We start from the raw sequence: 24,655 nt of genomic DNA on the forward strand, positions 1-24,655 counted from the left end.
TTTTAATTTTAAACTAATTTTATTTGCGTTATTTACACACAAATAACATAAACCACTATAAACAAGTGATTAAATTTCAAAAACAATCCCTTCTTTTTTAAGTTGAAAGTATCTTTTTTTATTAAACTGGAATAAGTTTGCGGGTCTACCAGAACCTTTAGATACTTTTTCATCGAGTTCGTCAAGTACATTTAAACCAATAATCTTCTTCCTAAAATTTCTTCTATCAACAGCTCTTCCTAAAAGAGTTGTGTATAATTTTTCTAAATCTGAAAACGGAAACTTTGCATCAAGTAATTCAAAACCTAAAGGTTCATAAGTAATTTTCCCTTGTAATCTTTCTATAGCCGCTTTCAGTATTTCTTTATGATCAAAAGATAAATCTGGTAATTCGTTAATATTAAACCACTCTGCTTGCTCGGCATCAGTTGATGCCTGTACTCTAAATTCATTAGGGCGTACTAATCCAAAGTAAGCAACAGATACTACTCTTCCTCTAGGATCTCTATCTGGTAATCCAAATGTATATAACTGCTCTAAATAATTAATCTTTACCCCTGTTTCTTCTTTAAGCTCCCTCTCCACAGCTTCTTCTAATGATTCCGTATTTAAAACAAAACCACCAGGTATCGCCCATTTACCTTTAAAAGGTTGGTATTTTCTTTTAATAAGTAATATTGATATAACACCTGCTTCATAACCAAAGACAACTGCATCTACTGATAGTTTTATAGATTGCTCACTCATATATATGTGTAGTTTATACACAAAAATAGTTAAATTTATGCTCTCAACAAATGATTACCTATCGCACACTGTAAACAATGTTTTTCTGTGCAATAATTATTTTTAAGTTCTAATAAAGCTTGGCTATCAAAAGCGCTGGTTACATCAATTTTTAAATCAGAAAATTTATCAATAATTGAATTCTTTTCTGGTTTAATTTGCTTAATTAATTTAAAAAAGTCTTCTTCATTAACTTCTTCTCCCTTACTTTGTTTGTATACAAATTGTAAAGGTATAATCGTATTTATAAGTAATAAATCAACAAATGATTTTGTGAGTTTTTTCAATGTTTTTTTTGATTCTGTCTCAAACGTATAATGTTCTTTCCAAAAATCATTTACTTCAACTGAAAATAACTTATAAAAATCTTCTATTTTGCTCAATTGCATTAATTTTGAAAACAAATTTTGATGTTTATGAAACAATGCCACTAACTGAGCAATTCGAATGGTCGGAAAATTTGTGGGGCGCATTCTAAAAAACTGAAATAAATTATTTGCAATGGGTTCTAGATCGTGTTTATGCATTAAGTAATCATACTCTTTTTTTAATTGAATGAAGTATTCATTTTCAACATCCTTTTCTAAAAAACCTGCTTGACCAAATAATAAAGCAGAAAGCTCCTGTTCGTTAAAGCAAACTTTTCTTAGAGTAGAAAAACTAAACGATTGCACTAATTGTAAAAAAGCGTCTCCATTTATTTTTAATCCAAAATTTTTAGCTAATAATTGAAATAATACAGCTTCATAATCATTATTTGAGCGCGATAATAATTCTTTTATTAAAACTGATTTATTTTCTAACCGTTCTAGGTACAATCGCTCTAACCAATTACCCATTAAAAATGAATCAACATTAATTATCTCCTTTTCACAAGGAATCCAACGTAATGTTTTAGAAAATAAATTTTGATAATTACCCAATAAATCTTCATTAACTAAACTCTTTAACTGAAGCGTTGGCATAGGTTTATTATTTTTCATAAATACTTCACAATCATGCTGCCAAACTATATGCAAAATTACAGCATCATAATTCTTATCTTGTTCGTGTTTATGCGCATACCAATCGGAAGAATTAATATGAATTTCAATATTACCAACCCATAGTTGATCGTTTATTTTTAACTGAGCATTTAAAAAATCAGGGCCAGCATTTGTATTACGAACACCAGCTTTAACTATCTGAATAGTTTCATTTAATTCAGATTTCAAATTATTTACATCAAACAATTTGTATTGCCACATAAAATGTAGAAATTCTTCTTTCATAACCGTAAATTAGCAATTATTTTACGACTATCAAGATATGAAAAATATTTACAAATCACTTTTTATCAGCGGATTTCCCGTTTTTTCTTTAATTATTTTTATAAAAACAATTATAAATATTGATTTTAATATCAATGAAATAGGACTCTTAATTTTATCTCTTACTGTTATTGTTTTCTTTTCAATGTTATTTATAAAACCAGTAGCTAGAACAACGAAAAATTTACAATTCTACTCAACCTTTATTGTTATCGGTTTTGCTTTAAATCTTTTTAATTTCGAACAAAAATCGCTTCTTATAGCAGTAATTTTAACTTTAGGCTGGTTAGCTTATTTAACTTGGTACTCTTCTTTTAATTTTAGAAATACTTCAATTTTAGATCTAGGAAAAACACTTCCTAATTTTACTCTTAAGAATAACCAAGAAGAAGATATCTCAATAGATAATTTATCTGGAGATTTTAATATATTCATTTTTTACCGCGGTAATTGGTGTCCGCTTTGCATGGCTCAAATACAAGAAGTTGTAAATCAGTATAAGGAATTAGAAAAAAGAAATACCAATATGGTTTTAATAAGTTCTCAACCTCACAAATTCACTGAAAATTTGGCAAAAAAACATAAAGTTCCTTTTCATTTTTTAGTAGACAACGATAACATTGTTGCGAAACAACTTGGTATTCTTCATAAAAACGGATTACCCGCAGGTTTTCAAGTTTTTGGTTATGAAGCTGATGTTATTTTACCAACTGTTCTTATTACCGATAAAAACAATAAAATTATTTTTGCTGATTTAACCGATAATTACCGAGTACGACCAGAACCAGAGACTTTCATTAAAGTTATAGACAACTATAACAATTAAATTTATTACCATAAGTTTTTAAAATAGTTAAACATTAATTTTTCTTAAAAGCAATTGTAGTTTTGCTTTATAAATAATATAATAATAAAATGAATAGTATAGAAAGTTTACAATGGCGTTATGCTGTTAAAAAATTCGACGAAAATAAATCACTCTCAGAAACACAAATAAATACACTAAAAGAAGCTTTTAATTTAACGGCTACTTCTTACGGATTGCAACCTGTTAAAATGCTGGTAATTAAGAATAAAGAAATTCAACAAAAATTAGTTGAACATTCTTGGAATCAACCACAAGTATTACAAGCTTCACATGTATTAGTGTTATGTATACCTAAAGAATACGGTACAAAAGATGTTGATAATTATTTCTCATTAGTAAAAGCTACTAGAAATACTGCTGATGAAATTTTAAATCCTTTTAAAGAAATGCTTACTTCGTCTATCGGAAGTAAATCGTCTGAAGAATTAAAGGTTTGGAATAAAAACCAAGCATATATCGCTTTAGGTAATTTAATGACAGTTGCTGCAAACGAACAAATAGATTCGTGCCCTATGGAAGGATTTGTTCCTGAAAAATATGATGAAATTTTAGAATTAGATCAACATAACTTAACATCTGTTTTAGTATTACCTGTTGGTTTTAGAGCTGAAGATGACTATATGAAAGATTTAATAAAAGTTCGTAAAAAAACGGAAGAAGTTATTATTGAATTTTAATACTCTTTGTCAGTTTGAGCAGCGTAAAAAAATCTCAACTCAGCTCAAACTGACATTTATTAAACTTATTACATTTAATTTATAATTACAAATTAGTACATTCGTAATTCATAATTAAACTGTATGCAACCACTATATATACTACTACTTATTCTTGCCTATTTTGGTGTATTAATTCTTATTTCTTACATCACTGGTAAATCAGCAAACAACAACACCTTTTTTAAAGCTGACAACTCTTCTCCTTGGTATTTAGTTGCCTTTGGTATGATTGGCGCTTCATTATCTGGAGTTACCTTTATTTCGGTGCCTGGTTGGGTAGAAGGGCAACAGATGAGCTACATGCAAATGGTGTTGGGTTATGTTGTTGGATATGCAGTAATCGGATTAATTTTACTGCCTCTTTACTATCGATTAAACCTTACATCAATTTATACTTACTTAGAAGATCGTTTTGGTAGATTTTCGTATAAAACCGGAGCTGCTTTCTTTTTATTATCTAGAACTATAGGAGCTGCTTTTCGTTTATTTTTAGTTGCCAATGTGTTACAATTAATACTGTTTGATGCATACGGAATTCCGTTTTGGGCAACCGTTACCATCACTATTCTTTTAATATGGTTATATACTTTTAAAGGTGGTATAAAAACAATTGTTTGGACAGATACTTTGCAAACTTTATTTATGTTAATTGCAGTTGGTGTATGTATTGTTATGATTAAAGATGAAATGCAAATTGATAGCTTGTTTTCTTATATATCAGATAATAAACTATCTAAAATATTCTTTTTTGAGGATTGGAAAGCTGGGAATTATTTTTGGAATCGATTCTTATCTGGAGCATTTATAGCCATTGTAATGACTGGTTTAGATCAAGATATGATGCAAAAAAACTTAACTTGTCGTAATTTAAAAGACGCTCAAAAAAACATGTTTTGGTTTACTATTGTTTTAGTAATCGTAAACTTCTTCTTTTTAGCCTTAGGTATTTTATTAACCGATTACGCTACTATAAATGGTATTGCTGCTCACAAAGATCAACTATTTCCTATGATAGCTATGAGTGGTAATTTAGGATTGGTTACTTCATTATTTTTCTTATTAGGTTTAATTGCAGCAGCATACTCAAGCGCTGATAGTGCTTTAACGTCATTAACAACTTCGTTTAGTATTGATATTTTAGAAATTGACAAGAAAGAAGATGATCAAGAAAAAGAGAAGATTCGTAAGAAAATACATATTCTATTTTCATTCGTACTAATAGCTACTATTTTAGTTTTTAAATATTTTATTGCAGATGCCAGTGTAATTGCTAAAATATTTCAATTTGCAGGTTACACCTATGGTCCTTTATTAGGTTTATATGCCTTCGGATTGTTTACCAAATTTAAAGTTAAAGATAATTTAGTTCCGATAATTTGCATAATCTCTCCTATTTTCACCTACTTAATAAGTCTTTTTAGTAAAACGCAATTAAATTTCGATTTTGGATTCTTTGTTTTGGTTCTTAACGGACTACTTACTTTCTTAGGGTTATTAGCTATAAAACAACATAAAAATGCCTAAAAAAGGAAAAGCAAAAAACACTGCTAATAAAGCGAAGCATACTCGTTTAATGAAACAGAAAGAAAACAAGGTAAAACTTGAAAAACAACAAAACAAAGAGCGTTTAAAAGCGCTTGTTAAAAAAATGAATGAACAAAAAGAAAATGACAGTACAAGCAATAATTAATAAATTCGATTTAATAGAACATCCTGAAGGCGGTTTTTATAAAGAAACTTATAGAAGTGAGGGAATCATTGAAAATGAAAACTTAACTCCTAATTTTGAAGGAAATAGAAACTACAGTACTTCTATTTACTTTTTATTAACTTCTGATAAATTTTCTGCTTTTCATAAAATAAACCAAGACGAGATTTGGCATTTTTATAATGGTAGTACTTTAAAACTACATATGATTTCGCCAAACGGAGACTATTCTTTTGTTCTTATTGGTAACGACATAGAAAACAATGAAATTCCACAATTTGTAGTACCTGCAACTTATTGGTTTGCTGCGGAAATTATAAAAGAGAATTCTTATGCCTTTACGGGTTGCACCGTAGCTCCGGGTTTTGATTTTAAGGATTTTGTATTACCTAAAAGAAAAGAATTAATAGCTCTTTTCCCTCAACATACAGCAATTATTACAAAACTTACACATCATTAAGTTTTTATACCAATCTTTTACTGTCATTAAAAATTTAGTGTGTAAAAGGCATCAGTAATTAATCAAAATTAATGGAGTATTTTAACAAAATAGAATGGAGTTTCCTTTGGAATATTATTAAAGATATTGTGCTACCTCACACAGGTACCTTAATTTTTAACACCACTATCTTTTTACTTCTTGGCTTCTTTTTATCGCTTTTTTACATTATCGCTCTACAAAAAAAGAAGGTTTTAAAAAGAAAACCAAAATATTATAATTGGGCAGTAAAGCTTTACATCCCTATACTGATAATTAGTTTTCTATTTATTTTTGGGCATATTGGTTTTATTACTGGCATATACAAGGTTTTGAAAAAAGAAAATAAAACTATCACATCTAGCATTTATAATAGTCTTCTTAAACTATCTTTTGAATCAGAAAAAAGTAAAAATGATTTTATTCTTAAATTACAGCAATCAGCAATAGAAGCCAAAGATGATTCCAATGCCCTTATAGAATCTTTAAAAATAACAACAACAGCATATAACACAGGATATTCTGTTATCGATGATAATAAAAACAAAATAGCTGCCTTTCTAATTGATAAATATGGAAATGATATTTATAAAATAGCGATCTACGGAATGCTTAATCTCGCTGAGTCAAAAACTCATGTTACTATTAATAAGTCATTGTCATATGAGGAATTTAGCACAGGAATGGATTTCTTATTAAATGTAGGATATAAAGACATTGAACAAGGAATAAAAGATAAATTAATAAAATGGTTTGATTATTTACTATACGACCAATATAAATCTTTGGTTTTGTTTCAGTTAATTTTACTACTCATTATTATCTGTCTGCCACTAATCGAATTTTTTATTTATAAAAAATGGGTAGCGCCAAAATATTCTAACCAACGTATCGAAAAGGAATAACTTCGCTAGCTTCATTATAAAAAAAAATAAAAACAGCAGTCATAAAGTTCAACAAAAATGAAAGATCAAATAAAAAACATTTTACTAGATATCTTGCATTTAATGATACTGAAATAGATAATATATTCTCGAAATTAACACTTCAATTTTTTAATAAAAAGAGTTTATGCTTAAAGAAAGGCAAATTTTCAGCGATTAAACTAATGATAGTGTTCCTCCGATTTACATCTGCTAATTACAATGTAACCGTATAAAAAAAAAGGATAGGCAAAGAAAGTACAATAACTAGTGCTTTCTTTTGCCTTTTACAAAAAACACAATACTAATTTCATTGCCTTCTGTAGCCTTTATCTATCAAACAAAACAACCTTTTTTAGCCATAAAGCATTAAAACTAATCACCAGTTCTTACTCCAAATTTAACTTCTTTATTATCCCTTGTTATTTAACAAATGAATACTTTGCCTACTAAATTTCAGAAATTAAAATTAAAAAATAAATATTTTACATATATTCGTAACTAGTTACGTATTTAAAAACATATTTAAAATGGATTTTGATAAAATTGGTGAAATGGCAATAGGAAGTAGATTAAGAGCTTTAAGTGATAAAGTTACAGGAGATGCTGAAAATATATATACCCTTTATGATATAGCACTTAAACCTAAATGGTTTCCTGTTTTTTATTTTTTATCTAATCAAAATGAAGCAAAATCAATTACTTCAATAGCGAATGAAATCGGGCATTCACACCCATCTGTCATTAAAATTATCCGAGAAATGTCAAAAGAAGGATTAGTCATAGAAGAAAAAGATAAATCTGATCGTCGAATAAACAATATTCTTTTAACCCAAAAAGGATCAGAAATATCAGCAAAAATACAAGAACAATATATCGACGTTGAAAACGCAATAAAAAACACACTAGAGCTAACGACCCACAATCTTTGGTTAGCTATTCAGGAATTTGAATATCTATTAAAAGAAAAGACTCTTTTTACAAGAGTTCTTGAACAAAAAAAAACAAGAGAATCTACAACCATTGAAATTCTAGACTATTTACCAGAACATCTTACAGCTTTTCAAGAACTTAACGAAGAATGGATTACTAAATATTTTAAATTAGAAGATGCAGACAGAAAAGCATTAGGCAATCCTAAAGAATATATTTTGGATAACGGAGGGAAAATAATCGTTGCTATTCAAAATGAAGTTATTCTAGGGGTTTGTGCCTTACTAAAAATGCAAGATAGTAAATATGATTATGAGCTTGCTAAAATGGCAGTTTCTCCAAAAGCTCAAGGCAAAGGTGTTGGTTACCTACTAGGCAAAAATATAATTGAAAAAGCAAAAAAATTAAACGCTTCATATATATACCTAGAGAGTAATACAATCTTAAAACCTGCTATTTCATTATATAAAAAACTGGAATTTAAAAAAGTTATTGGTCATTACACACCATACGAAAGATGCAATATTCAAATGGAATTAAAACTAAAGTAATTATGACGCTCAAAAGGCAAGTTATTTAGTTGACTGAATCTAAATATTATTTCTATTTACACTAGTTTTTGAGACAGACCGTTAAATCATTTATTAATGTTTCATTAACTAACCAATTCTGATGTATTAAAATTAATAAATAAAGTACAAATCGAGAGTTTTTTTCGAAGGAATTAAACAAAGAAAATTAAATCTATATTAAAAATATTACTTTATAAAGTTTTTGAGTTTATTTATAATCATAGTATATTTTAGCAACACAAAAAAACTGTGATCATACTGCCTTGTTAATTTATTATCATTCGATTATAAGCTTAAAAACGAACATTTATATACAAGAATTACAGTAAAAAGGCAATCAAATTATCAAATAAAGAAAGATTACTCTTATCTTTAAGTTCTAAAATATCAAACAGGTTGACTTAATTTAATTTTTACCTGTAACAATATATTACGTAAAATGATTCCAGAATTTCAAAAGAAAAACAAACTTCTCTTATTACTAACAATTAGTTATTTATTAAATTCTTGTAACAATACTACTGAAAAAACAATTGATAAAACCAGTAATCTATTACCAAACGGAAAACGTTTAATTATCGAAAAAACAAATAAGGAAACCACATCTATAGGTATTTTTAGTAAACATAATTACGGAACATCACATCATTTTTCTTATAAAGTATCAATAAAACCAGGAGATATTAATTGGAATGGCGGAACAGCAGAACCAAAACAACTTGTTTTTAAGAATGATACAACCTACATACGTTATCTTAAAAAAAAGCGAATAAATACAAAATATCTTGATTCATTAGATGGTACTGTTAAGTATAAACACAAATCAGAAATACACGCTTTTTTTCAAAAACATATAGATAATCGTTATTTTTTCAACCTTTTAGGTGATGATTATTGGATAGATATTTCATTAAATAATTACGAAGCTGTTAAAAAACGGGGTAATGAATATATTATACCTAATGATAATGAATATTCTTTAGATTCGGTTATCAAATACTAAATCTAATATATAATCTAAATTATTTTTGTGTAATATATGTTGTTGTTTTTTAATACTTTTATAAAAAAATAGCGATTAAAAGATGATTCAATTTAAAGATTTTTTTAGATTAAGGTATTATTATATCATTACTATACTTTTATTTACAGCTTGTAGTCAAGCAAAAAAAACAACACCTAAAACTAACTTTTGCTCGAATATTCATCGAGATGAAAGTATTACTCTTTCTAAAGAATTAAAGGAGTTTGAAAAGCTTATGCAAACAAAAACGGGTGTATATATTTTAGAAGACGGTAGCGGATCTATGGTTGCTAGAGCATGGTTAACTGAATATGCTGAAAAAAGTATAGATATTCAATACTTTATTTTCTCAACCGATAATGTAGGACTTATTGCTTGTGATTACTTAATAAAAGCTGCTGATCGTGGGGTTAAAATAAGAATCATTGTTGATGACATTATGGTTGATTCTGACATTCAAGACATATTAACCTTTAATTCTCATAAAAATATCACAGTAAAAGTATATAATCCAGGTGTGAATTTAGGAAAGAATATTTTTGACAAGGTTCATAAATTTGCAACAGATTTTAGGTCTGCAAATCAACGTATGCATAATAAAACATTTGTAGTTGACGGTAAGGTTGTAATTACAGGTGGTCGTAATATTGCTGATGAATATTTTGATTATGATCATGAATACAATTTTAGAGATCGTGATATTTTATTAATAGGTAAAGAATCAGAAAAAGTCAATAAATCATTTGAACAATTTTGGAATAGCCCTTTAAGTAAAAAGGTTACTAACATAATAGAAGAAAAACCTAAAAATGTTTTATTGAAAGATAGATTCGACAACTTACATGAGTATGCCTGTAACCCAGCTAATTTTTGGCCACAAATAAGAAAAAGGATAAAAAATTTACCTGCTACGTTTGCTGATATTAAAAATTCAGGAAAATTAACATGGTTAGATGATGTAAAATTTATTTCTGATAATCCTGGTAAAAATGATGGAAAACATGGTTTAGGAGGTGGTGGAATCTCTACAACGGCTTTAATTGATTTAGTTAAAAAAGCCAAATCAACTATAGATATACAAACACCCTATTTAATTACCACTAAATTAGCTCAGAACCTATTTAAAGAAGCTGTAGATAGAGGTGTGAAAATTAGAATTCTTACTAATAGTTTGGCTTCAACAGATAATGTAGAAGCTTTTAGCAGTTATCAAACAGATAGAGAAAAACTACTAAAAAGTGGTGTTCGAATATTTGAATTCCGTCCAGACGCTGCAGAACGCACAAAAATAATGACGGGTGAGTTACAAGAAAAACTAGATCACAAACCTACATTTGGTCTTCATGCAAAGTCTATGGTTATCGATGAACAAACAACCGTTATTGGTACATTTAATTTAGATCCTAGGAGTGCTAATTTAAATACTGAATGTATTGTTGTAGTAAATTCTAGTAAAGTTTCTAAAGGTGTACTAAAAGGCATGGAAATAGAGTTTAAACCTGAAAATTCATGGGAAACAACTTTAAATTTTAATCCAGACGCTGAAGTGAATAAATATAAACGTTTAAAAACCTGGACAAGAAAAATACTTCCTAAAGAAATATTATAATACCAGTTCTTGTTTGAAATCACTGTGAAATAAAATGATATTTTTTCTTTCTATGCATAATAAAACTAAAGAATATCCTTACTATCTATGGTTTCTTTTTATTCTAAAATAGAAAGGGAAAACTGGTGCTTTATTACGATTATTTTAAATTAGAAATGGCATAGCATACAGAACAAGTTATAAACATAAAGAATTTCTATTATTGCTTATTATACACCTATTCTTACAAAGAATAACCACATTAAAACACAACTAAAAACCTATAGACATTAATTTCACCTAAAATTAAAGCATAAAAAAACCGAACGGATGTCGTTCGGTTTCTTTATTTTATAATTTAGATAATTATTAAATTCCGTAAAAAGATTTCATATTATCTTCAATATTTGAAGCTTTTTTAACAGCCTCATACATTTGATATGTTTTATTTTTTCTTTCGTTTACTAAACGTTTTCTAAAGCTATCATAATTAGGTAAAGCTGTTGGTAATTCTTTTGATGATACTTCAAAAGCAAATACTCCTTTATCTCCTACAACATTTTTAACTACAGCTTTTTCTTTTGAATTTAACATTGCTCCGATTACTTTCGGCTCGTTACCAACACCAGATAATAAAGGTGAATTTAAATTAACTGCTGCTGCATTTCTTACTGTTTGGCTTACTGATTTTGCTATTTCTGCTAAAGTAGCACCGCTAATTTTAGCTTCAATCATTTTAGCTTTCTTTTCGTTCACTAAAATAGGTCGAACTCCTGCTACTGCTTTTTCAACTGGCATTAAACCTTTTTCAGTTTTACCTGTTAAAACAGCTACAACATATCCTCCTTCAACATCAAAACGCTTAGAAGCTCCTTTGTTTATATCTTTACCAAAAGACCAAGTAATAATTTCTCTTTCTTTACCAATACCTGGCACTGTTTCATCTAACGATTTTAAACCTATTGCAGGTTGAGAAGTTAATTTTTCATCTTTTACTACTGCATCAAAACTCTTACCATTTGCTAAAGCTAAAGCAAATGTTTCAGCATTTTGAAACACTGTATTTTCTGTTGCTTCTGAAGCTTCTATCTTACGACCAAATGTTACTAATTTTACAACTGGTTGAAAATTCTTTTGGTCTTCAATTTTAATAACATGAAATCCGAATTGAGTTTTAACAACTCCTAAATCTCCTTTTTTACCTTCAAATACAAAATCTCTAAATGCAGGTACCATTCTATTATAACCAAACCAGTCGTAAAAACCTTCTTTTTCAACAGATCCTTTATCTGAAGAAAATTCTTTTACTAGTGCTGCAAATTTAGAATTATCAGCTTTTAAAACAGTTAATAAACTATCAGCAGTACTTTTTGCTTCAGCTTCAGTTTGAGTCACTGTAGCAGTCGCACTAGATGCTCCTAAGAAAGGAATTAAAATGTGGCGTGATTGAGCCGAGTCTGGTAACTGACTAACCTCAGTAATTTTAGATAACTTAAATTGATCAGCATCCTTATAAGGTCCGAAAACATCACCTTCTTTACCACTAAATATTTCTTCAGCAATTACCTGTGGTACTTGCGATTTAAATTTAATGCTTTGATCTAAAGCAACATCAGAATCATTTTCTCCTAAAAACTCAGCATAATCCGTTGCATTTTTTAATCCTTTTACCGATACATTACCAGAAGTAACAGAATCTTCAATTAATTTTGCAACTTCAGCTTTAATTGCCATTTCATCTTCAATAGTTGCCTTAATATCAAACTTTACAAAGTTAATATCTCTTGATGCTTCTACTTGAAAATCTTGTTTGTGATTATTAATGTAATTTTTAACATCACTATTTTTTATCACAACAGCGCTATCTGCTATTGATGTGTATGGTACGTATACAAATTTAGCATTTACTTTCGTATTCTCATTTAAATACTGTGCTTCACCTTCTTTTAAAGAAGCTCCTAAACCAGACGCTACTAAATTATCATAGGTAGTTTTTTCTATATTATTCTTTAACGAATTCATATAGTTTTGCCAAGCCTTCCATTCTTCTCCATTTACTTCTTTAATAGTAGCTAAATGTGCTTTAAGCTTATTTTTATCGAAAAGACCAGAAGATTGAAATCTTGCATCACCTTGTAAAGATGGAGATTCATATAACGCATTCATAATATCAGCGTCACCTACAGTGATCCCAGATTCTTCTAATTGCGTTTTATAAATTCTCTGCCTAATTAAATTGTTCCAAACAGTTTTTGCTGCTTGCATTTCAGAAACACTACTACCTGTTTGTGCTTTATACGCGTCTAAAGCTTCAGCAAATTCTTGACGAGAGATTGTTTCTCCGTTTACTTCACCAATTTCATTTACTTTACTTGCACTAAAAAAATCTGATATTGTAGAAGGGTCTAATACAAAAGCAAAAAGTGCTAAACCAATTACAAGAATTAAGAACATTGAACGTTCTCTAATCTTCGATAAAATTGCCATACGTTTTTTTATTTTATTAACAGTGTGCGAAAATACAATTTCACATTAAATAATGCAATATTTTTCAAGGCTGTTTTTAAGGTAATTTACTTTATTTTAGAACAAAACGCGTTTTATTCTTCTTTGGTAACGACTCTAAAGTGAAGATCATCGATTTTTGTGGCACTTACTTTTAATATTTCAATTTGAAATTTATCAATCATTAAAACTTCATTTTGAGCAGGAATTGTCTCAGTATGATTAATAATAAAACCTCCTAAAGTTTCGTAAGCTTCTTCTTTTGGTATATTTAAATCATACTCTTCGTTTAAATAATCTACTTCTAATCGTGCAGAGAAATTAAACTCTTGATCATTTATTTTTTCTTCTAATAATTCTTGATTATCATGTTCATCTTCAATCTCACCAAACAATTCTTCAACAATATCCTCAACAGTAACAATACCTGAAGTACCACCATACTCATCAACAACTAAAGCAATGCTTTTTCTTTTTTTGATTAAACTATTTAAAACATCGTTTATAATCATCGATTCCGGAACAAACTCTACAGGTAATAATATTGATTTAATTGTTTTAGGTTTTTTAAATAATTCAAAAGAGTTTACATATCCTAAAATATCATCTAAAGAATTTTTATATACTAATATTTTAGACAATCCTGTTCCTATAAACTTTTCTTTAAGACTATTAACAGATTCGTGTAAATCAATCGCTACAATTTCAGTACGAGGCACCATAATTTCTCTTGCTTTTACTTTATGAAACTCTAAAGCATTTTGAAAAATTTGAATTTCAGAATCCACTGTATCTTCCTCATTACCACCACCTAACTGTTGTAAAATATAATTACCTAATTCTTCTTTACTGAATTCTGTTTTAGTTTCGTCTTCTTTTATTCTAAAAAAAAGAAACAGAAAAAAGTTTGAAATTTTAGTAATAACCCATGTTATTCCATAAAATAACAGATAAAAAATATATGCAGGAACAACAAAAATTTTTAGTGTTTCGTTTGCATAAATTCTAAATATTGTTTTTGGAAGAAACTCAGCAGTTACTAATATTATAAGTGTTGATAATACTGTTTGTGTTAACAAACTTAAATCATCTAATAGGTAATTTACTACTGTAATATTTGTTGGTAATATTGTTTGAAATGAATTCATTAATAATTGCCCCATAAAATAACTGTATACTACCAGTGCAACATTATTACCAACTAACATCGTAGTGATAAATTTAGATGACTTTTCGGTGAGTATCGCTAAAATTTTAGGTAAGAATCCTTCTCTTTTTTTTTCTAACTCAATGTGAAGTTTATTTGCAGAAACAAAAGCTATTTCCATACCTGAAAAGAAGGCTGAAAATAATATAGAAACAAAAATTATGATAATTTCAGATTGCATTAACGTTGCTGATTTCTTTTTTCTACTTTTCTTCTAAAGTGTCGTTTAAAAAAGAATATTAAACTAATAAAGATAGCAAATCCAAACATAATAAATGCTTCTTGCCTATCAGAATTCCATCTAAGAATTCCTTCAATAAAAAAAATAACCCCAATCACAAGGTATCCGTATTGTAAATATTTCCAAAATGTATTCATTATAATCCGTCTGCTTTAGTTTCTATATCTCCTGTTATATCTTTAGCAATCCATTTCTTTAAATTCTCTTTTGATTCAAAACCAAAACCATTAATAACACCATTAGGTGTACTTAATCTAAAACCATCTTCAGTAAAAAAATAATGTTCTTTCTGGTCCCAAAATAATTGGTTGGTTTCTAATTTTGTTTTTTCGCTGTGATTAAAGATAACCACATTTCCTCTAATCTCAGAAACTTTAGTTTTATGGTATGTTAATGCATAATTACCACTAACTGTAGTAGAATCTTTTCCTGTTTTATCTATTGAGACAATCTTAATTCCTTTTGGGAATTCGTTATATGGATGTTCATTACGATTAGAAAAATCGTAAAAAATAGGCGCTTTTGTTTTTGACACTACCCTACCTGAATCTTTTTTAATATGATAAATATTTTTAGCTGTTCCTAAAGGCAAATTTTTATCTGCTAGAAAATCTCGCACTTCTTTTTTAGAATTAGTACAAGAAAAAAGCATTGCCACCATACAAATGGTAGCAATGCTATTATATATATTTATTGAAAATTGTTTCATTCGATATTTTTAAGGAATACGAACAGTTTCTCCTATCCAACATCCTACTTTATGAGATGCTCCTGAAGTAACACCTTTTTGAAAAATTAATTTTTTCGATGGCATATTTTTTCTATAACTAGAAATATATCTTCCTGCTCCACAACCTGGATCTACTTTTTTAGCTTTTAAAGCTTTATTTAAAGCTGCTACGTATACCATTCTTTTTTCAAATTCATCACTACCACAAGAGTTTGCACTCTTTTGATATAAACTTGCTATAAATAAATACGCTTTACCCATGTTAGGATTATATCTTAATGCTTCATAAGCTAAAGCTCTCGCTCTACTTCCTCTAGCATTTTGAGCTTCTCTTAATTTGTACTTTGCCTTTTTAAATGGATCAGTTTCTAAATTAAATGCTTTTTTCTTCATTTCTGCAGCACCTCTTTTATCTCCGTTTTTAGCTAATACTCCAGCTAAGAAGTTATAAGCATCGGCTGATTGAGTTGTTTCAGCATAAGAATTTGCTAATTTCTCAAATAAAGGATCAGTTTGACAACCCTTGTTGTACATTCTAGATACTGCTCTTTTTAACCAAACACCATCTGTTTTATTTGCTTCAAAATCTCTAGTATAAATTGGTATTAACCTTTCACAAGTTGCTATTTTAGAAATCATCGCATCCAAACCTCCTTCTACCTGACCTAATGCAGAAGAATTAATTGTATATCCTCTTAACCTTCTCTTTTCTTTTGCACCTATTGTACCTAAAGAATCTTTTTCCTGCAATAAAGTTATTTTTTTACTATAATCATCTAACTTTTCTTGAACCGATTCCATTACATCATCATAAGTATCAAATACTTTTTGAGGATTCGTATCTTTATTTTCTTCAGTTATAACTTTAAAGTATCTAAAGATATTTTTCACTCCCATATCTTTAGGAGAAATATCATATGCCTTTTTTAAGATTACAGAAATTTCAGCGTCTGTTGCTAATTTATTTTTTATTAAGTAAGTTGCATAATCACTATGTGCTTTTGCAATTCCTTTTGCAGGGAAATTTACTAATCTAGTTTCATATATTTTTTTTGCTAAAACAGGATCTTTTAACTTACCAGCTACTTTTGCTCCAATTTTATAGATATTAACTGACAACTTAGGGCAGTTTTGAAGTAAGTATTCTAAATTTACTTTAGCCTCTTCAGATTTACCTGTATTGGCATCTCCTTTAAAAAGATTATATTTTATGTTACATTCTTGACTTGCTTGTGCACTTGCCCCCACGACAGCTACAAACAAAAATAGTCCTGTTAATATGTAAGTAATTTTCTTCATTTTGTCTCAGTTTTTATTAATCTATTCTTGTTTTTACAAACCACTTAATATCATTTAAAGATAAACTCATTCTAATATTAAAATAGTTTTCTTTTACTAAACTATTATTGGTTGTTCCTTTTTGCCCGTATTCAAATCCAATATTTACATTCGATAATTGTCTTGGCAATGGCAATCCTAATCCAACATTTATGCCAAAGTCTTTAACTTTAGTAAAATCATTACCAGCCTTTACTAGTAGTCCTGTATCTTCAAAACGCAAACCAGCTCTATAAGTAACTCTATCCCAATAACTTGATATAGAATTCATCTTCGGAAGATAATAACCTCCTATTGAAAATTTACTTGAATCATCATATTTGTAGGTTCCTCCATTAGAAATTAGTGAATTATTTGTGCTTAATGCACTTTGAAATTGCTGATTAACTCCTACATACCATTTATTTTCTTTTCCTAAACCAAAACCGAAAATACTTTTAACAGGCATATTTATATCCCCATTAACTGTTCTGTTAAATAATTCATCTCTTGGAACTTCATTTCCTGTTGATATTGATAATGAATACATTTTTTCGTTTCCTTTTGCAGAAAAATCACTTTGTAAAGTAATTGAAGCTCCTGTATGTAACTGTAATTTGTTTTTTAACTCTCTATTATATTGTGCTCCTAATTTAAATTGACCTCCTCTAATATTAATAGACTCCTCGTGCTTAGTAGCCAAAACAACATTAGTTCTTTGATTTAAAACACTGTTTTCTAAATTACCAAAAACAAAACCAGCTTCTACACCTAAAGAAAGCCCTTTAGCTGCATACATACCAAAACTAGCATATATCTTATTAGTTCCTCCTACTCCACTAAATAAAGTAATATTACTTGTGTTTTCGTTATCTAACAAAGAATAACCTACTGATGAGAATGGTTGTAACCCTACTGATAAACCTGCCTTGCTACCTATAGGAAATCCTAAAGATATATAACGCAAATTTGTTGACTTACCTGATTGAGAAGTATTCCCTTCTTTAAGAGTTAGAAAATTTAAACTTCCCCCAATAGCATAAGTTGCTGTTCTTAAGTTTGCATTTGCTGCAGGGTTTGTAAAATTTAAATGATATGTATCTTTTAAAGCGACACCAATACCTCCCATAGAAGCTTGTTCTACGGTTAAAGATTCGAAATTTTCTCCAATTCCAAAATAAGAATAAGGTGATGCACTATTTTTTTGTGCTGTTATTGCTATTGTACTAAATACAAATACTCCTAATATAAACTTCTTAATCATTCGCTAAATTGTATGTCAAAACTGTATGTAATCCTTCCAAAACAAAATTTGGATGGGCAAATATGCCACTTTTTAATTGTTTAGCCAAGAAATATGTGTCTCCACCTGTTAAAACTATTGTTAAATACTTATACTTAGACTTATATTGACTAATAACCCCCGTTATTTCATTACACACACCGTTTATAACACCAGAGTGTATTGATGTATTTGTGTTAACCCCGATAAAATTAGTAATTTCTTTTGTTTCTAGCAATGGTAATTTTGATGTAAAGCTATTTAATGCTTTATATCTCATTACTATACCAGGTGATATTGCTCCCCCCAAGTACTCTTTTTCTTTATTAACAAAGTCGAAAGTCATACAAGTACCTGCATCAATAACTAAAACATTTTTATTTGGGTATTTTGTTATTGCTGCCGAAATCAATGCAATTCTATCAACTCCTAATGTTTTTGGTGATTCGTACAAATTATTAAAAGGAACTTTAGTTTCACTATTTAGGAATACTGGATTTAATAAATGAACTAGTTCTTGTTGTGTTTTATCTGAAAAAGTTACCACAGAAGAGATAATAGAAGCCGAAACAGAAAAATTATTCATTATTTTTTTTAATTCTGGTATAATTTCTAACCTCTTAAAAGTGAAAACATCTTTAATTGTATTCAATTCAAAAACAGCTACCTTAACTCTAGTATTACCTACATCGATAATTAAATTCATATCTATATTTCTTAAGATTTCAAATTTACGTTACATTTTTTTAATAAAAATGTTTTGTATAATTAAAAATCCATTGTATATTTGAATCCAATTTAAAATAAGCACAAACTGGTGCCTTAGCTCAGTTGGTAGAGCAAAGGACTGAAAATCCTTGTGTCCCTGGTTCGATTCCTGGAGGCACCACAATAAAACTATTAATAATAGTTCTATTTGTTACTTTAAATAAGCATCAATAAACAACAAACCTTAGCTCAGTTGGTAGAGCAAAGGACTGAAAATCCTTGTGTCCCTGGTTCGATTCCTGGAGGCACCACCGCAAAAACCTGAACATCTGTTCAGGTTTTTTTGTTTTATATAATAAAAAACTCATTACTTAGTAATGAGTTTTTGTTATTTACTTTAATTTGAATTGCATTTCTATAGGTAAATGATCCGAAGTTTGACCAAAGTCGTTTAACACTTGTCCATTTACATACTCAATTGATTTTTTAGTATAAAAAATATAATCTATTCGTTCATATAAATCTTTTGTATCAAAGGTATTTTCTGGATTATCAATGTTAAAAGCTGCATTTCCTACTCCATCCATTTTTAGTAGTTTTTGAACAACAGCATTTTTGTCTCTTGCCTTTGAATTAAAATCACCTAATAATATTGTTGGGTATTTATTTTTGTATTTATTAAAAACACTTACAACATACTCAAACTGACGTGCACGTGTAGCCTTATCAAAAGCTTCTAAATGGATGTTTATCAAAACCACTTCTTTTCCCTCTAATACAACTTTAACAACCTGTAATAAGCGTTCTAAATACAGTGCGTCTCTATAAAAAGGATTATCAGGAACTCTTTCTAAAACAATACGTTCGTAATCTTTTAATTTATATTTACTTATTATTGATTGGCCCGATATAATTTTTCCGAAATGCATACTTGGTGGCCAATAAGGAAATGGCACATATCGCTCATCCCAATTTACACCTCTTGCCGCATAATTGTACCCCAATTTCATAAATTCTTTTTCCTGGTTTACCTCATATGATCTTGATGCATTATAATCAATCTCCTGAAAAGCAATAATATCTGTTTTTAGCTTTTTAAGCTCATCTTTTACTTTCTTTAAATTACCATCAAATAGTTTTTTTGATTTTGCTACTGGTAAGTTATTTGTCATTCCGCTTAAATAACCAACATTATAAGTAACAACACTATATATCGAATCATTATCTACATTTGTATAGTTCTCGTTTTCTATCAACTTAGCATACTCTTCTTCATCCATTGTTGGAGATGATGCCCAGAAAAAAAAGATTGAAGATACCACTAGAATCAAGACTAGTAACTTTAATATAAAGTTGATTATATTTTTCATAAAGAATTAAAAAAGTGTTAAAATCACTTTCAAATTTAAACTTTTTTAAATAAGCATAGTCATAGATGTATAAATAAAAACTTAAATCTTATAAAAATGAAAAAAATAATAGCAGTATTAATTTTAGCAGTTAGTTTTACAGCAGCAACTCAGGCACAAAAAGGAAAAAGAAATAAATTAGAAAAATTAACTGCAAAGCAACAAACAGAATTAGCAGTTAAAAAAATGACTTTACAGTTAGACCTAACCGCTAGTCAACAACGTGAAATAAAACCTTTATTGGCAGAAAAAATTACACAACGTAAAATTATGCACCAAAAAAGGAAAGCAATGAAAGAGAGCGGTGAAAAGCGAATGAAATTATCAGCTGACGAACGTTTTAAAAAGGAAAGTAAAATACTTGATAACAAAATTGCTTTTAAAGCTGAGATGAAGCGTGTATTAAATAAACAACAATATGAACGTTTTGAAAAAATGAGCGCTCGAAAAACACATAAAGCTAAAAAAAGAATGAAAAACAGAAAACACAAAAAAGATTCTAAACAATAAATAGTAATGGATTGATTTTGGTTGAAACCTCAGTTTTATTTTCAAAACTGAGGTTTTCTATGTATTATTATGAAATTTGCGTTAGGGATTGAAGTGAAATCCTTTTTGAGGCACGAAAAAAGATATAATGTAAAGCCCGACCTGTTAAGGTAACGCCCAACTATTATACCAATTCAGACATAATATAATCGGTGAAACACATTTACTTTTCTACTATTTCTTCGTTATAAAATTGAAATATAGCTAAGGCTATGTTTCAATTTTATGCCTTAAACTAGCGAAAATTAAAACGTATTTATTTACAATCATTTTATATCCGAATTGATATTACTCTTTAAACCAACTAGAATATTTTACGTAATTATTAGCTATTCTATCTATTTCACCTGAAATTAATTCTTTTGAAACATCTTTTATTTTTTTAGCTGGGATACCTGCGTAAACACTTCCGCTTTTTACAACTGTATTTTTAGAAACTACAGCTCCTGCAGCTATAATTGAATTTGATTCTATTACACAATCATCCATAATTATGCTTCCCATACCTACTAAAACATTATCGTGTATCGTACAACCATGAACTATAGCATTATGCCCTACAGATACATTATTACCTATTGTAGTTGGTGATTTTTGATAAGTTGCATGAATTACTGCTCCATCTTGAATATTTACCTTGTCTCCCATTTTAATGTAATGCACATCACCTCTTATGACAGCATTAAACCAAACACTACACTCTTTACCCATTTGCACATCTCCAACGATTGTTGCATTTTCTGCCACATAACAATCTCCTGGAATTTGCGGTGATTTTCCGTTTACTGTTTTTATAATTTTCATTTGTTTATTGCTATTTAAAATAAGATAATAAGTTTGCTTTTTTTGAAGAAGAAACCAGCACCTCTTTTCCGTTTGATAAGATTACGCTTCCTCCTTTTCCTTTTTTATATTTTACTACTTCGTTTACATTTACTAAATACGATTTATGAACCCTAGCAAAAGAGTTTTCTTTTAAAAGATCTTCAAAATGTTTTAGTGTTTTACTTACCAACTTTTTAGTATTCTTAAAATAAATCTCGGTATAATTATCATCAGCCTTACAAAAAAGAATATCACTTACAGTAACAACCTCAAAACCGTCTTGCTGCGGAATTGTTATTTTACTTAAACTAGAAGTAGTTTTAGGTGTTAGAACAACATTTTCTAATTCGCTCTCTTTCTCCTTAATCTCTGTTACTAAACTTACTCCTTTTATTAATTCATCTATTGAAATTGGTTTTAATAAATAATAAGTTGCTTGGTTATTTAAGGCTTCTATTGCATAATGATCATAAGCGGTTACAAAAATAGTTTCAAATGTTTGATTCTCTATTTTTTCCAACAAATCAAATCCGCTTCCATAAGGCATTTCTACATCTAAAAAAACCAAATCTAATTCATTTTCTTCTATTAATTTTTGTCCTTCTTCAATATTACTTGCTTCTCCTAACAATTGAACATTAGGGCAGTATTTTGATATATAATTTCTTAAAATGTCTCTACCAATAGCTTCATCTTCAATTATGATTGCTTTTAACTTCATAATTAATTTTTCTTTAAAATAAGTTCAACTTTAGTTCCGCTTCCGTCTTCAAAAACATCAGAAACTGAAACCTTTATTTTTTCTTTATACATATTATTTAAAATAGCTATTCGATTTTGAATAGTACTCATTCCTTTCGACTTTTGTTTTAATTGGTGTTTTGTTTTTATTTCTAAAGATTTCTTTCGCCCAACTCCATCATCTTGTACGCTAATTAAAATTGAATCAGCTGTTTTTTGTGATATAGCAATAGTTAAATTTCCTTTTTCCTTTTTATATCGAAGCCCATGCCAAATAGCATTTTCTATATATGGTTGCAATAACATAGGTGGTATGGAATAACTATTTAATTTAATTTGCTCATCTACAGATATACTATAATCAAACTTATCTTTAAATCGATTATGTTCTAATTTAACATACAATTCTAGTAATTCTATTTCTTTTACTAGCGGAATAAAATCTTCATCTGAGTTTTCTAATACTGACCTCATTAAAACTGAAAATTCTGACAAATACCTATTAGCACTACGCTCATCATTAACTGCTATAAAATTATTAACTGAATTTAAAGCATTGAAAATAAAATGTGGATTCATTTGCGAACGCATCGATTTTAACGCCAATAAATTATTAGCTAGTTTTTGTTGTTTATTCGTTCTAAACATAAAATAAGCTAAAAAACTCATTAATATACAGCCTGCAATAAGTGAATAAATAATAATTTTTTGCTGCTTGTTACTTTCTTTTATTAATTGTTGGTCTTTATAAGCTAAACTTATTTTACTATCTGTTAATTGTTTATCCTTTTCTAAACTTGTAATTCTACTTTGACTTTCTGATATTTTTTTCCCAAAACGTTTTACTTGCTGTATTTCTTGTTCCTTTTTAGAATACAATGTATCTACTAATTTCACAAAATCTTGATATGTTTCTAACGCCTTTGTATAATCTCCAACAGTAGCATAAACTTCTGAAAGTTTACGTGTTGCATCTTTTTCAATAATTAAATCTTCATTTTTATTAGCATCCTTTATACTCTTCTTTAAAAAAGGGATTGCTTCACTATATGATTCTTTTTGAATATATGCTGTTCCTATTTTATAATTAATCTTTTGAGAGGTTATTGAATCTACTAGTGATTCTTTCTCATCAACCTCCATAATAATATCATCAGCCTCTTCTAAACTCTCTTTACGTAATTTTATTTCTTCATCATATCTTGCTGATTTATTATAAAAATCAGCTACTTTTTGTTGTTCTTTTAAAGACCTTTTTTGATTTTCTTTTGATGCTAATTTTAATGAGTTTTTAAAATACCCATCAGCTTTCTGAACATTTCCTTGTGCTGCAAAAACCTGTGCTAACTTCGAATTTAAATCTGTTACCTTAGGGGTTACTTGATTACTTTTTGCTATTTTTAAGGCTTTACTGTAACTATCTTTAGCCTTTTTATAACTTTTTAAAGCCATAAACACGTCTCCCAAACCTTCATATGCTTTTAATTTTTCGTAATCACTTAACCTACTTTTTAAACTTTCTTGATAACTACCTTCACTTTCAGTGTACTTTTTTAATAAAAATTGTGATTTAGCCAGTAGTAATCGAACACTTGAAGTTGAATTTTCTTTTAAAGAAATTTTATAATTCTCAACAGCCAAATCATATTGTTTCCAATAAAAATAAACATCACCTAACTCCTTGTAAGTAATAGCTCTTCTATTTTTAGATGAAGCGTTTAATAGCATTTTTTCAATAGCTGCTAAACTTTTATTGATGTCTTTTTTCTTGTAAAATTTTACTGAATCTAAATATTTAGGGTATGAATCTTTTTTCCTTTTACGGTAAGAGCTAAATTTAGATACTCGCTTCTGTGTAAAGTCTTGTACTAAAACCTTAACATCTTCATTGTCTTTAATTGTATAAAAAATAGTCTCAAAACCATCATGAGATACTACTAACTGATTTCCTGTTTTTGCTTTTACTATATACTTTCTATCTATATTAGAAAACTTAAAAACACGACCATTTACCTCTACAAGTGCATCTTTAATTGGTTGACTCGTATTATCATCAATAACTTCTACTTTCACAGAAAATTCTTGATTCATTTCTTTAAAGTCTTGAGAAAAAACCGAAGAAAAGGCTAGTAAAAATACCGCTAATACTATTTTTAAAAATTTGTTCATATTTTATTTATTACTGTAAACATACATACAAAAAATGAGTTCAGAAAATAGCTCTTCTTAAAA

General features: G+C 28.6%; 23 protein-coding genes and 2 tRNA genes. 12 read left to right on the forward strand and 13 right to left on the reverse strand.

The window, feature by feature from the left end; genetic code table 11:
* Positions 1-69 precede the first annotated feature (69 nt).
* Positions 70-747 carry an NUDIX hydrolase gene (locus H518_RS0103630; RefSeq protein ID WP_043706441.1) on the reverse strand — a complete coding sequence of 226 codons (678 nt, stop codon included), beginning with the start codon at positions 745-747 and terminating at the stop codon, positions 70-72.
* Between the two features lie 35 nt (positions 748-782).
* Positions 783-2,057 carry a DUF2851 family protein gene (locus tag H518_RS0103635; RefSeq protein WP_028887804.1) on the reverse strand — a complete coding sequence of 425 codons (1,275 nt, stop codon included), beginning with the start codon at positions 2,055-2,057 and terminating at the stop codon, positions 783-785.
* Positions 2,058-2,094: 37 nt separating this feature from the next.
* On the opposite strand from H518_RS0103635, the gene H518_RS0103640 reads away from it, so the two are divergent.
* The 9 genes from H518_RS0103640 to H518_RS0103680 all read left to right on the forward strand — a co-directional run bounded on the left by H518_RS0103640 (position 2,095) and on the right by H518_RS0103680 (position 10,930).
* On the forward strand, positions 2,095-2,922 hold the full coding sequence (locus H518_RS0103640; protein WP_028887805.1) for a peroxiredoxin family protein: 828 nt from the start codon (positions 2,095-2,097) through the stop codon (positions 2,920-2,922).
* An 89-nt stretch (positions 2,923-3,011) separates the two neighbouring features.
* Complete coding sequence (locus H518_RS0103645) at positions 3,012-3,641, forward strand: NAD(P)H-dependent oxidoreductase (protein ID WP_028887806.1); 630 nt, start codon at positions 3,012-3,014, stop codon at positions 3,639-3,641.
* A 123-nt stretch (positions 3,642-3,764) separates the two neighbouring features.
* Complete coding sequence (locus H518_RS0103650) at positions 3,765-5,207, forward strand: sodium:solute symporter (RefSeq protein ID WP_028887807.1); 1,443 nt, start codon at positions 3,765-3,767, stop codon at positions 5,205-5,207.
* A complete protein-coding gene (locus H518_RS21265) occupies positions 5,200-5,373 on the forward strand; it encodes a hypothetical protein (protein ID WP_169720513.1) in 174 nt (57 codons plus the stop codon). Before H518_RS0103650 ends, H518_RS21265 begins: the two co-directional genes overlap by 8 nt.
* A complete protein-coding gene (locus H518_RS0103660; protein ID WP_028887808.1) occupies positions 5,351-5,851 on the forward strand; it encodes a cupin domain-containing protein in 501 nt (166 codons plus the stop codon). Before H518_RS21265 ends, H518_RS0103660 begins: the two co-directional genes overlap by 23 nt.
* Positions 5,852-5,922: 71 nt before the next feature.
* Positions 5,923-6,774, forward strand: coding sequence for a hypothetical protein (locus H518_RS0103665; RefSeq protein ID WP_028887809.1), 852 nt, complete (start codon positions 5,923-5,925; stop codon positions 6,772-6,774).
* A gap of 548 nt (positions 6,775-7,322) precedes the next feature.
* Positions 7,323-8,276 carry a bifunctional helix-turn-helix transcriptional regulator/GNAT family N-acetyltransferase gene (locus tag H518_RS0103670; RefSeq protein ID WP_028887810.1) on the forward strand — a complete coding sequence of 318 codons (954 nt, stop codon included), beginning with the start codon at positions 7,323-7,325 and terminating at the stop codon, positions 8,274-8,276.
* A 460-nt stretch (positions 8,277-8,736) separates the two neighbouring features.
* Positions 8,737-9,300, forward strand: a complete 564-nt coding sequence (locus H518_RS0103675) for a hypothetical protein (protein ID WP_028887811.1) — start codon at positions 8,737-8,739, stop codon at positions 9,298-9,300.
* Positions 9,301-9,382: 82 nt separating this feature from the next.
* The gene (locus tag H518_RS0103680) at positions 9,383-10,930 is read left to right on the forward strand and encodes a phospholipase D family protein (protein WP_028887812.1); all 1,548 of its coding nucleotides are present in this window, start codon (positions 9,383-9,385) and stop codon (positions 10,928-10,930) included.
* 348 nt (positions 10,931-11,278) lie between these two features.
* On the opposite strand, the gene H518_RS0103685 is transcribed toward H518_RS0103680, so the two are convergent.
* The 7 genes from H518_RS0103685 to H518_RS0103715 all read right to left on the reverse strand — a co-directional run bounded on the left by H518_RS0103685 (position 11,279) and on the right by H518_RS0103715 (position 18,897).
* Positions 11,279-13,396: a peptidylprolyl isomerase gene (locus tag H518_RS0103685; protein WP_028887813.1), complete on the reverse strand. Its 2,118-nt coding sequence runs from the start codon at positions 13,394-13,396 to the stop codon at positions 11,279-11,281.
* Between the two features lie 113 nt (positions 13,397-13,509).
* Complete coding sequence (locus H518_RS0103690; RefSeq protein ID WP_028887814.1) at positions 13,510-14,802, reverse strand: hemolysin family protein; 1,293 nt, start codon at positions 14,800-14,802, stop codon at positions 13,510-13,512.
* Complete coding sequence (locus H518_RS0103695) at positions 14,802-14,999, reverse strand: membrane protein (protein WP_028887815.1); 198 nt, start codon at positions 14,997-14,999, stop codon at positions 14,802-14,804. Before H518_RS0103695 ends, H518_RS0103690 begins: the two co-directional genes overlap by 1 nt.
* Entirely contained in the window at positions 14,999-15,571 is a 573-nt protein-coding gene (gene lptC / locus H518_RS0103700; RefSeq protein ID WP_043706443.1) for an LPS export ABC transporter periplasmic protein LptC, read from the reverse strand. Before lptC ends, H518_RS0103695 begins: the two co-directional genes overlap by 1 nt.
* Positions 15,572-15,580: 9 nt before the next feature.
* A complete protein-coding gene (locus H518_RS0103705; RefSeq protein ID WP_028887817.1) occupies positions 15,581-16,891 on the reverse strand; it encodes a tetratricopeptide repeat protein in 1,311 nt (436 codons plus the stop codon).
* A gap of 16 nt (positions 16,892-16,907) precedes the next feature.
* Positions 16,908-18,173: a hypothetical protein gene (locus H518_RS0103710; protein ID WP_028887818.1), complete on the reverse strand. Its 1,266-nt coding sequence runs from the start codon at positions 18,171-18,173 to the stop codon at positions 16,908-16,910.
* Positions 18,166-18,897 (reverse strand): type III pantothenate kinase, encoded by a 732-nt coding sequence (locus H518_RS0103715; RefSeq protein ID WP_028887819.1) that lies wholly within the window; start codon positions 18,895-18,897, stop codon positions 18,166-18,168. Before H518_RS0103715 ends, H518_RS0103710 begins: the two co-directional genes overlap by 8 nt.
* Before the next feature lie 110 nt (positions 18,898-19,007).
* Between H518_RS0103715 and H518_RS0103720 the strand changes: the two genes are divergently transcribed.
* Both H518_RS0103720 and H518_RS0103725 read left to right on the forward strand, forming a co-directional pair.
* A tRNA-Phe gene (locus H518_RS0103720) sits at positions 19,008-19,080 on the forward strand.
* A 61-nt stretch (positions 19,081-19,141) separates the two neighbouring features.
* Positions 19,142-19,210, forward strand: a tRNA-Phe gene (locus H518_RS0103725).
* Between the two features lie 81 nt (positions 19,211-19,291).
* Here the strand turns inward: H518_RS0103725 and H518_RS0103730 are convergent.
* On the reverse strand, positions 19,292-20,221 hold the full coding sequence (locus H518_RS0103730; protein ID WP_240472491.1) for an endonuclease/exonuclease/phosphatase family protein: 930 nt from the start codon (positions 20,219-20,221) through the stop codon (positions 19,292-19,294).
* A 144-nt stretch (positions 20,222-20,365) separates the two neighbouring features.
* Here H518_RS0103730 and H518_RS0103735 point away from each other — a divergent pair, with 144 nt between their 5' ends.
* Positions 20,366-20,818 (forward strand): hypothetical protein, encoded by a 453-nt coding sequence (locus H518_RS0103735; protein ID WP_028887821.1) that lies wholly within the window; start codon positions 20,366-20,368, stop codon positions 20,816-20,818.
* Positions 20,819-21,145: 327 nt separating this feature from the next.
* Here the strand turns inward: H518_RS0103735 and H518_RS0103740 are convergent, their stop codons facing one another.
* From H518_RS0103740 to H518_RS0103750, 3 genes are read right to left on the reverse strand one after another with little or no spacing between them, the layout of a single operon-like run.
* Positions 21,146-21,661 carry a gamma carbonic anhydrase family protein gene (locus H518_RS0103740; RefSeq protein ID WP_028887822.1) on the reverse strand — a complete coding sequence of 172 codons (516 nt, stop codon included), beginning with the start codon at positions 21,659-21,661 and terminating at the stop codon, positions 21,146-21,148.
* Positions 21,662-21,671: 10 nt separating this feature from the next.
* Positions 21,672-22,403, reverse strand: coding sequence for a LytR/AlgR family response regulator transcription factor (locus H518_RS0103745; protein ID WP_028887823.1), 732 nt, complete (start codon positions 22,401-22,403; stop codon positions 21,672-21,674).
* A gap of 2 nt (positions 22,404-22,405) precedes the next feature.
* Complete coding sequence (locus tag H518_RS0103750; RefSeq protein WP_028887824.1) at positions 22,406-24,592, reverse strand: tetratricopeptide repeat-containing sensor histidine kinase; 2,187 nt, start codon at positions 24,590-24,592, stop codon at positions 22,406-22,408.
* Between the last annotated feature and the right edge of the window lie 63 nt (positions 24,593-24,655).

The sequence above is a fragment of the Tenacibaculum ovolyticum DSM 18103 genome (assembly GCF_000430545.1).
GTDB lineage: Bacteria > Bacteroidota > Bacteroidia > Flavobacteriales > Flavobacteriaceae > Polaribacter > Polaribacter ovolyticus.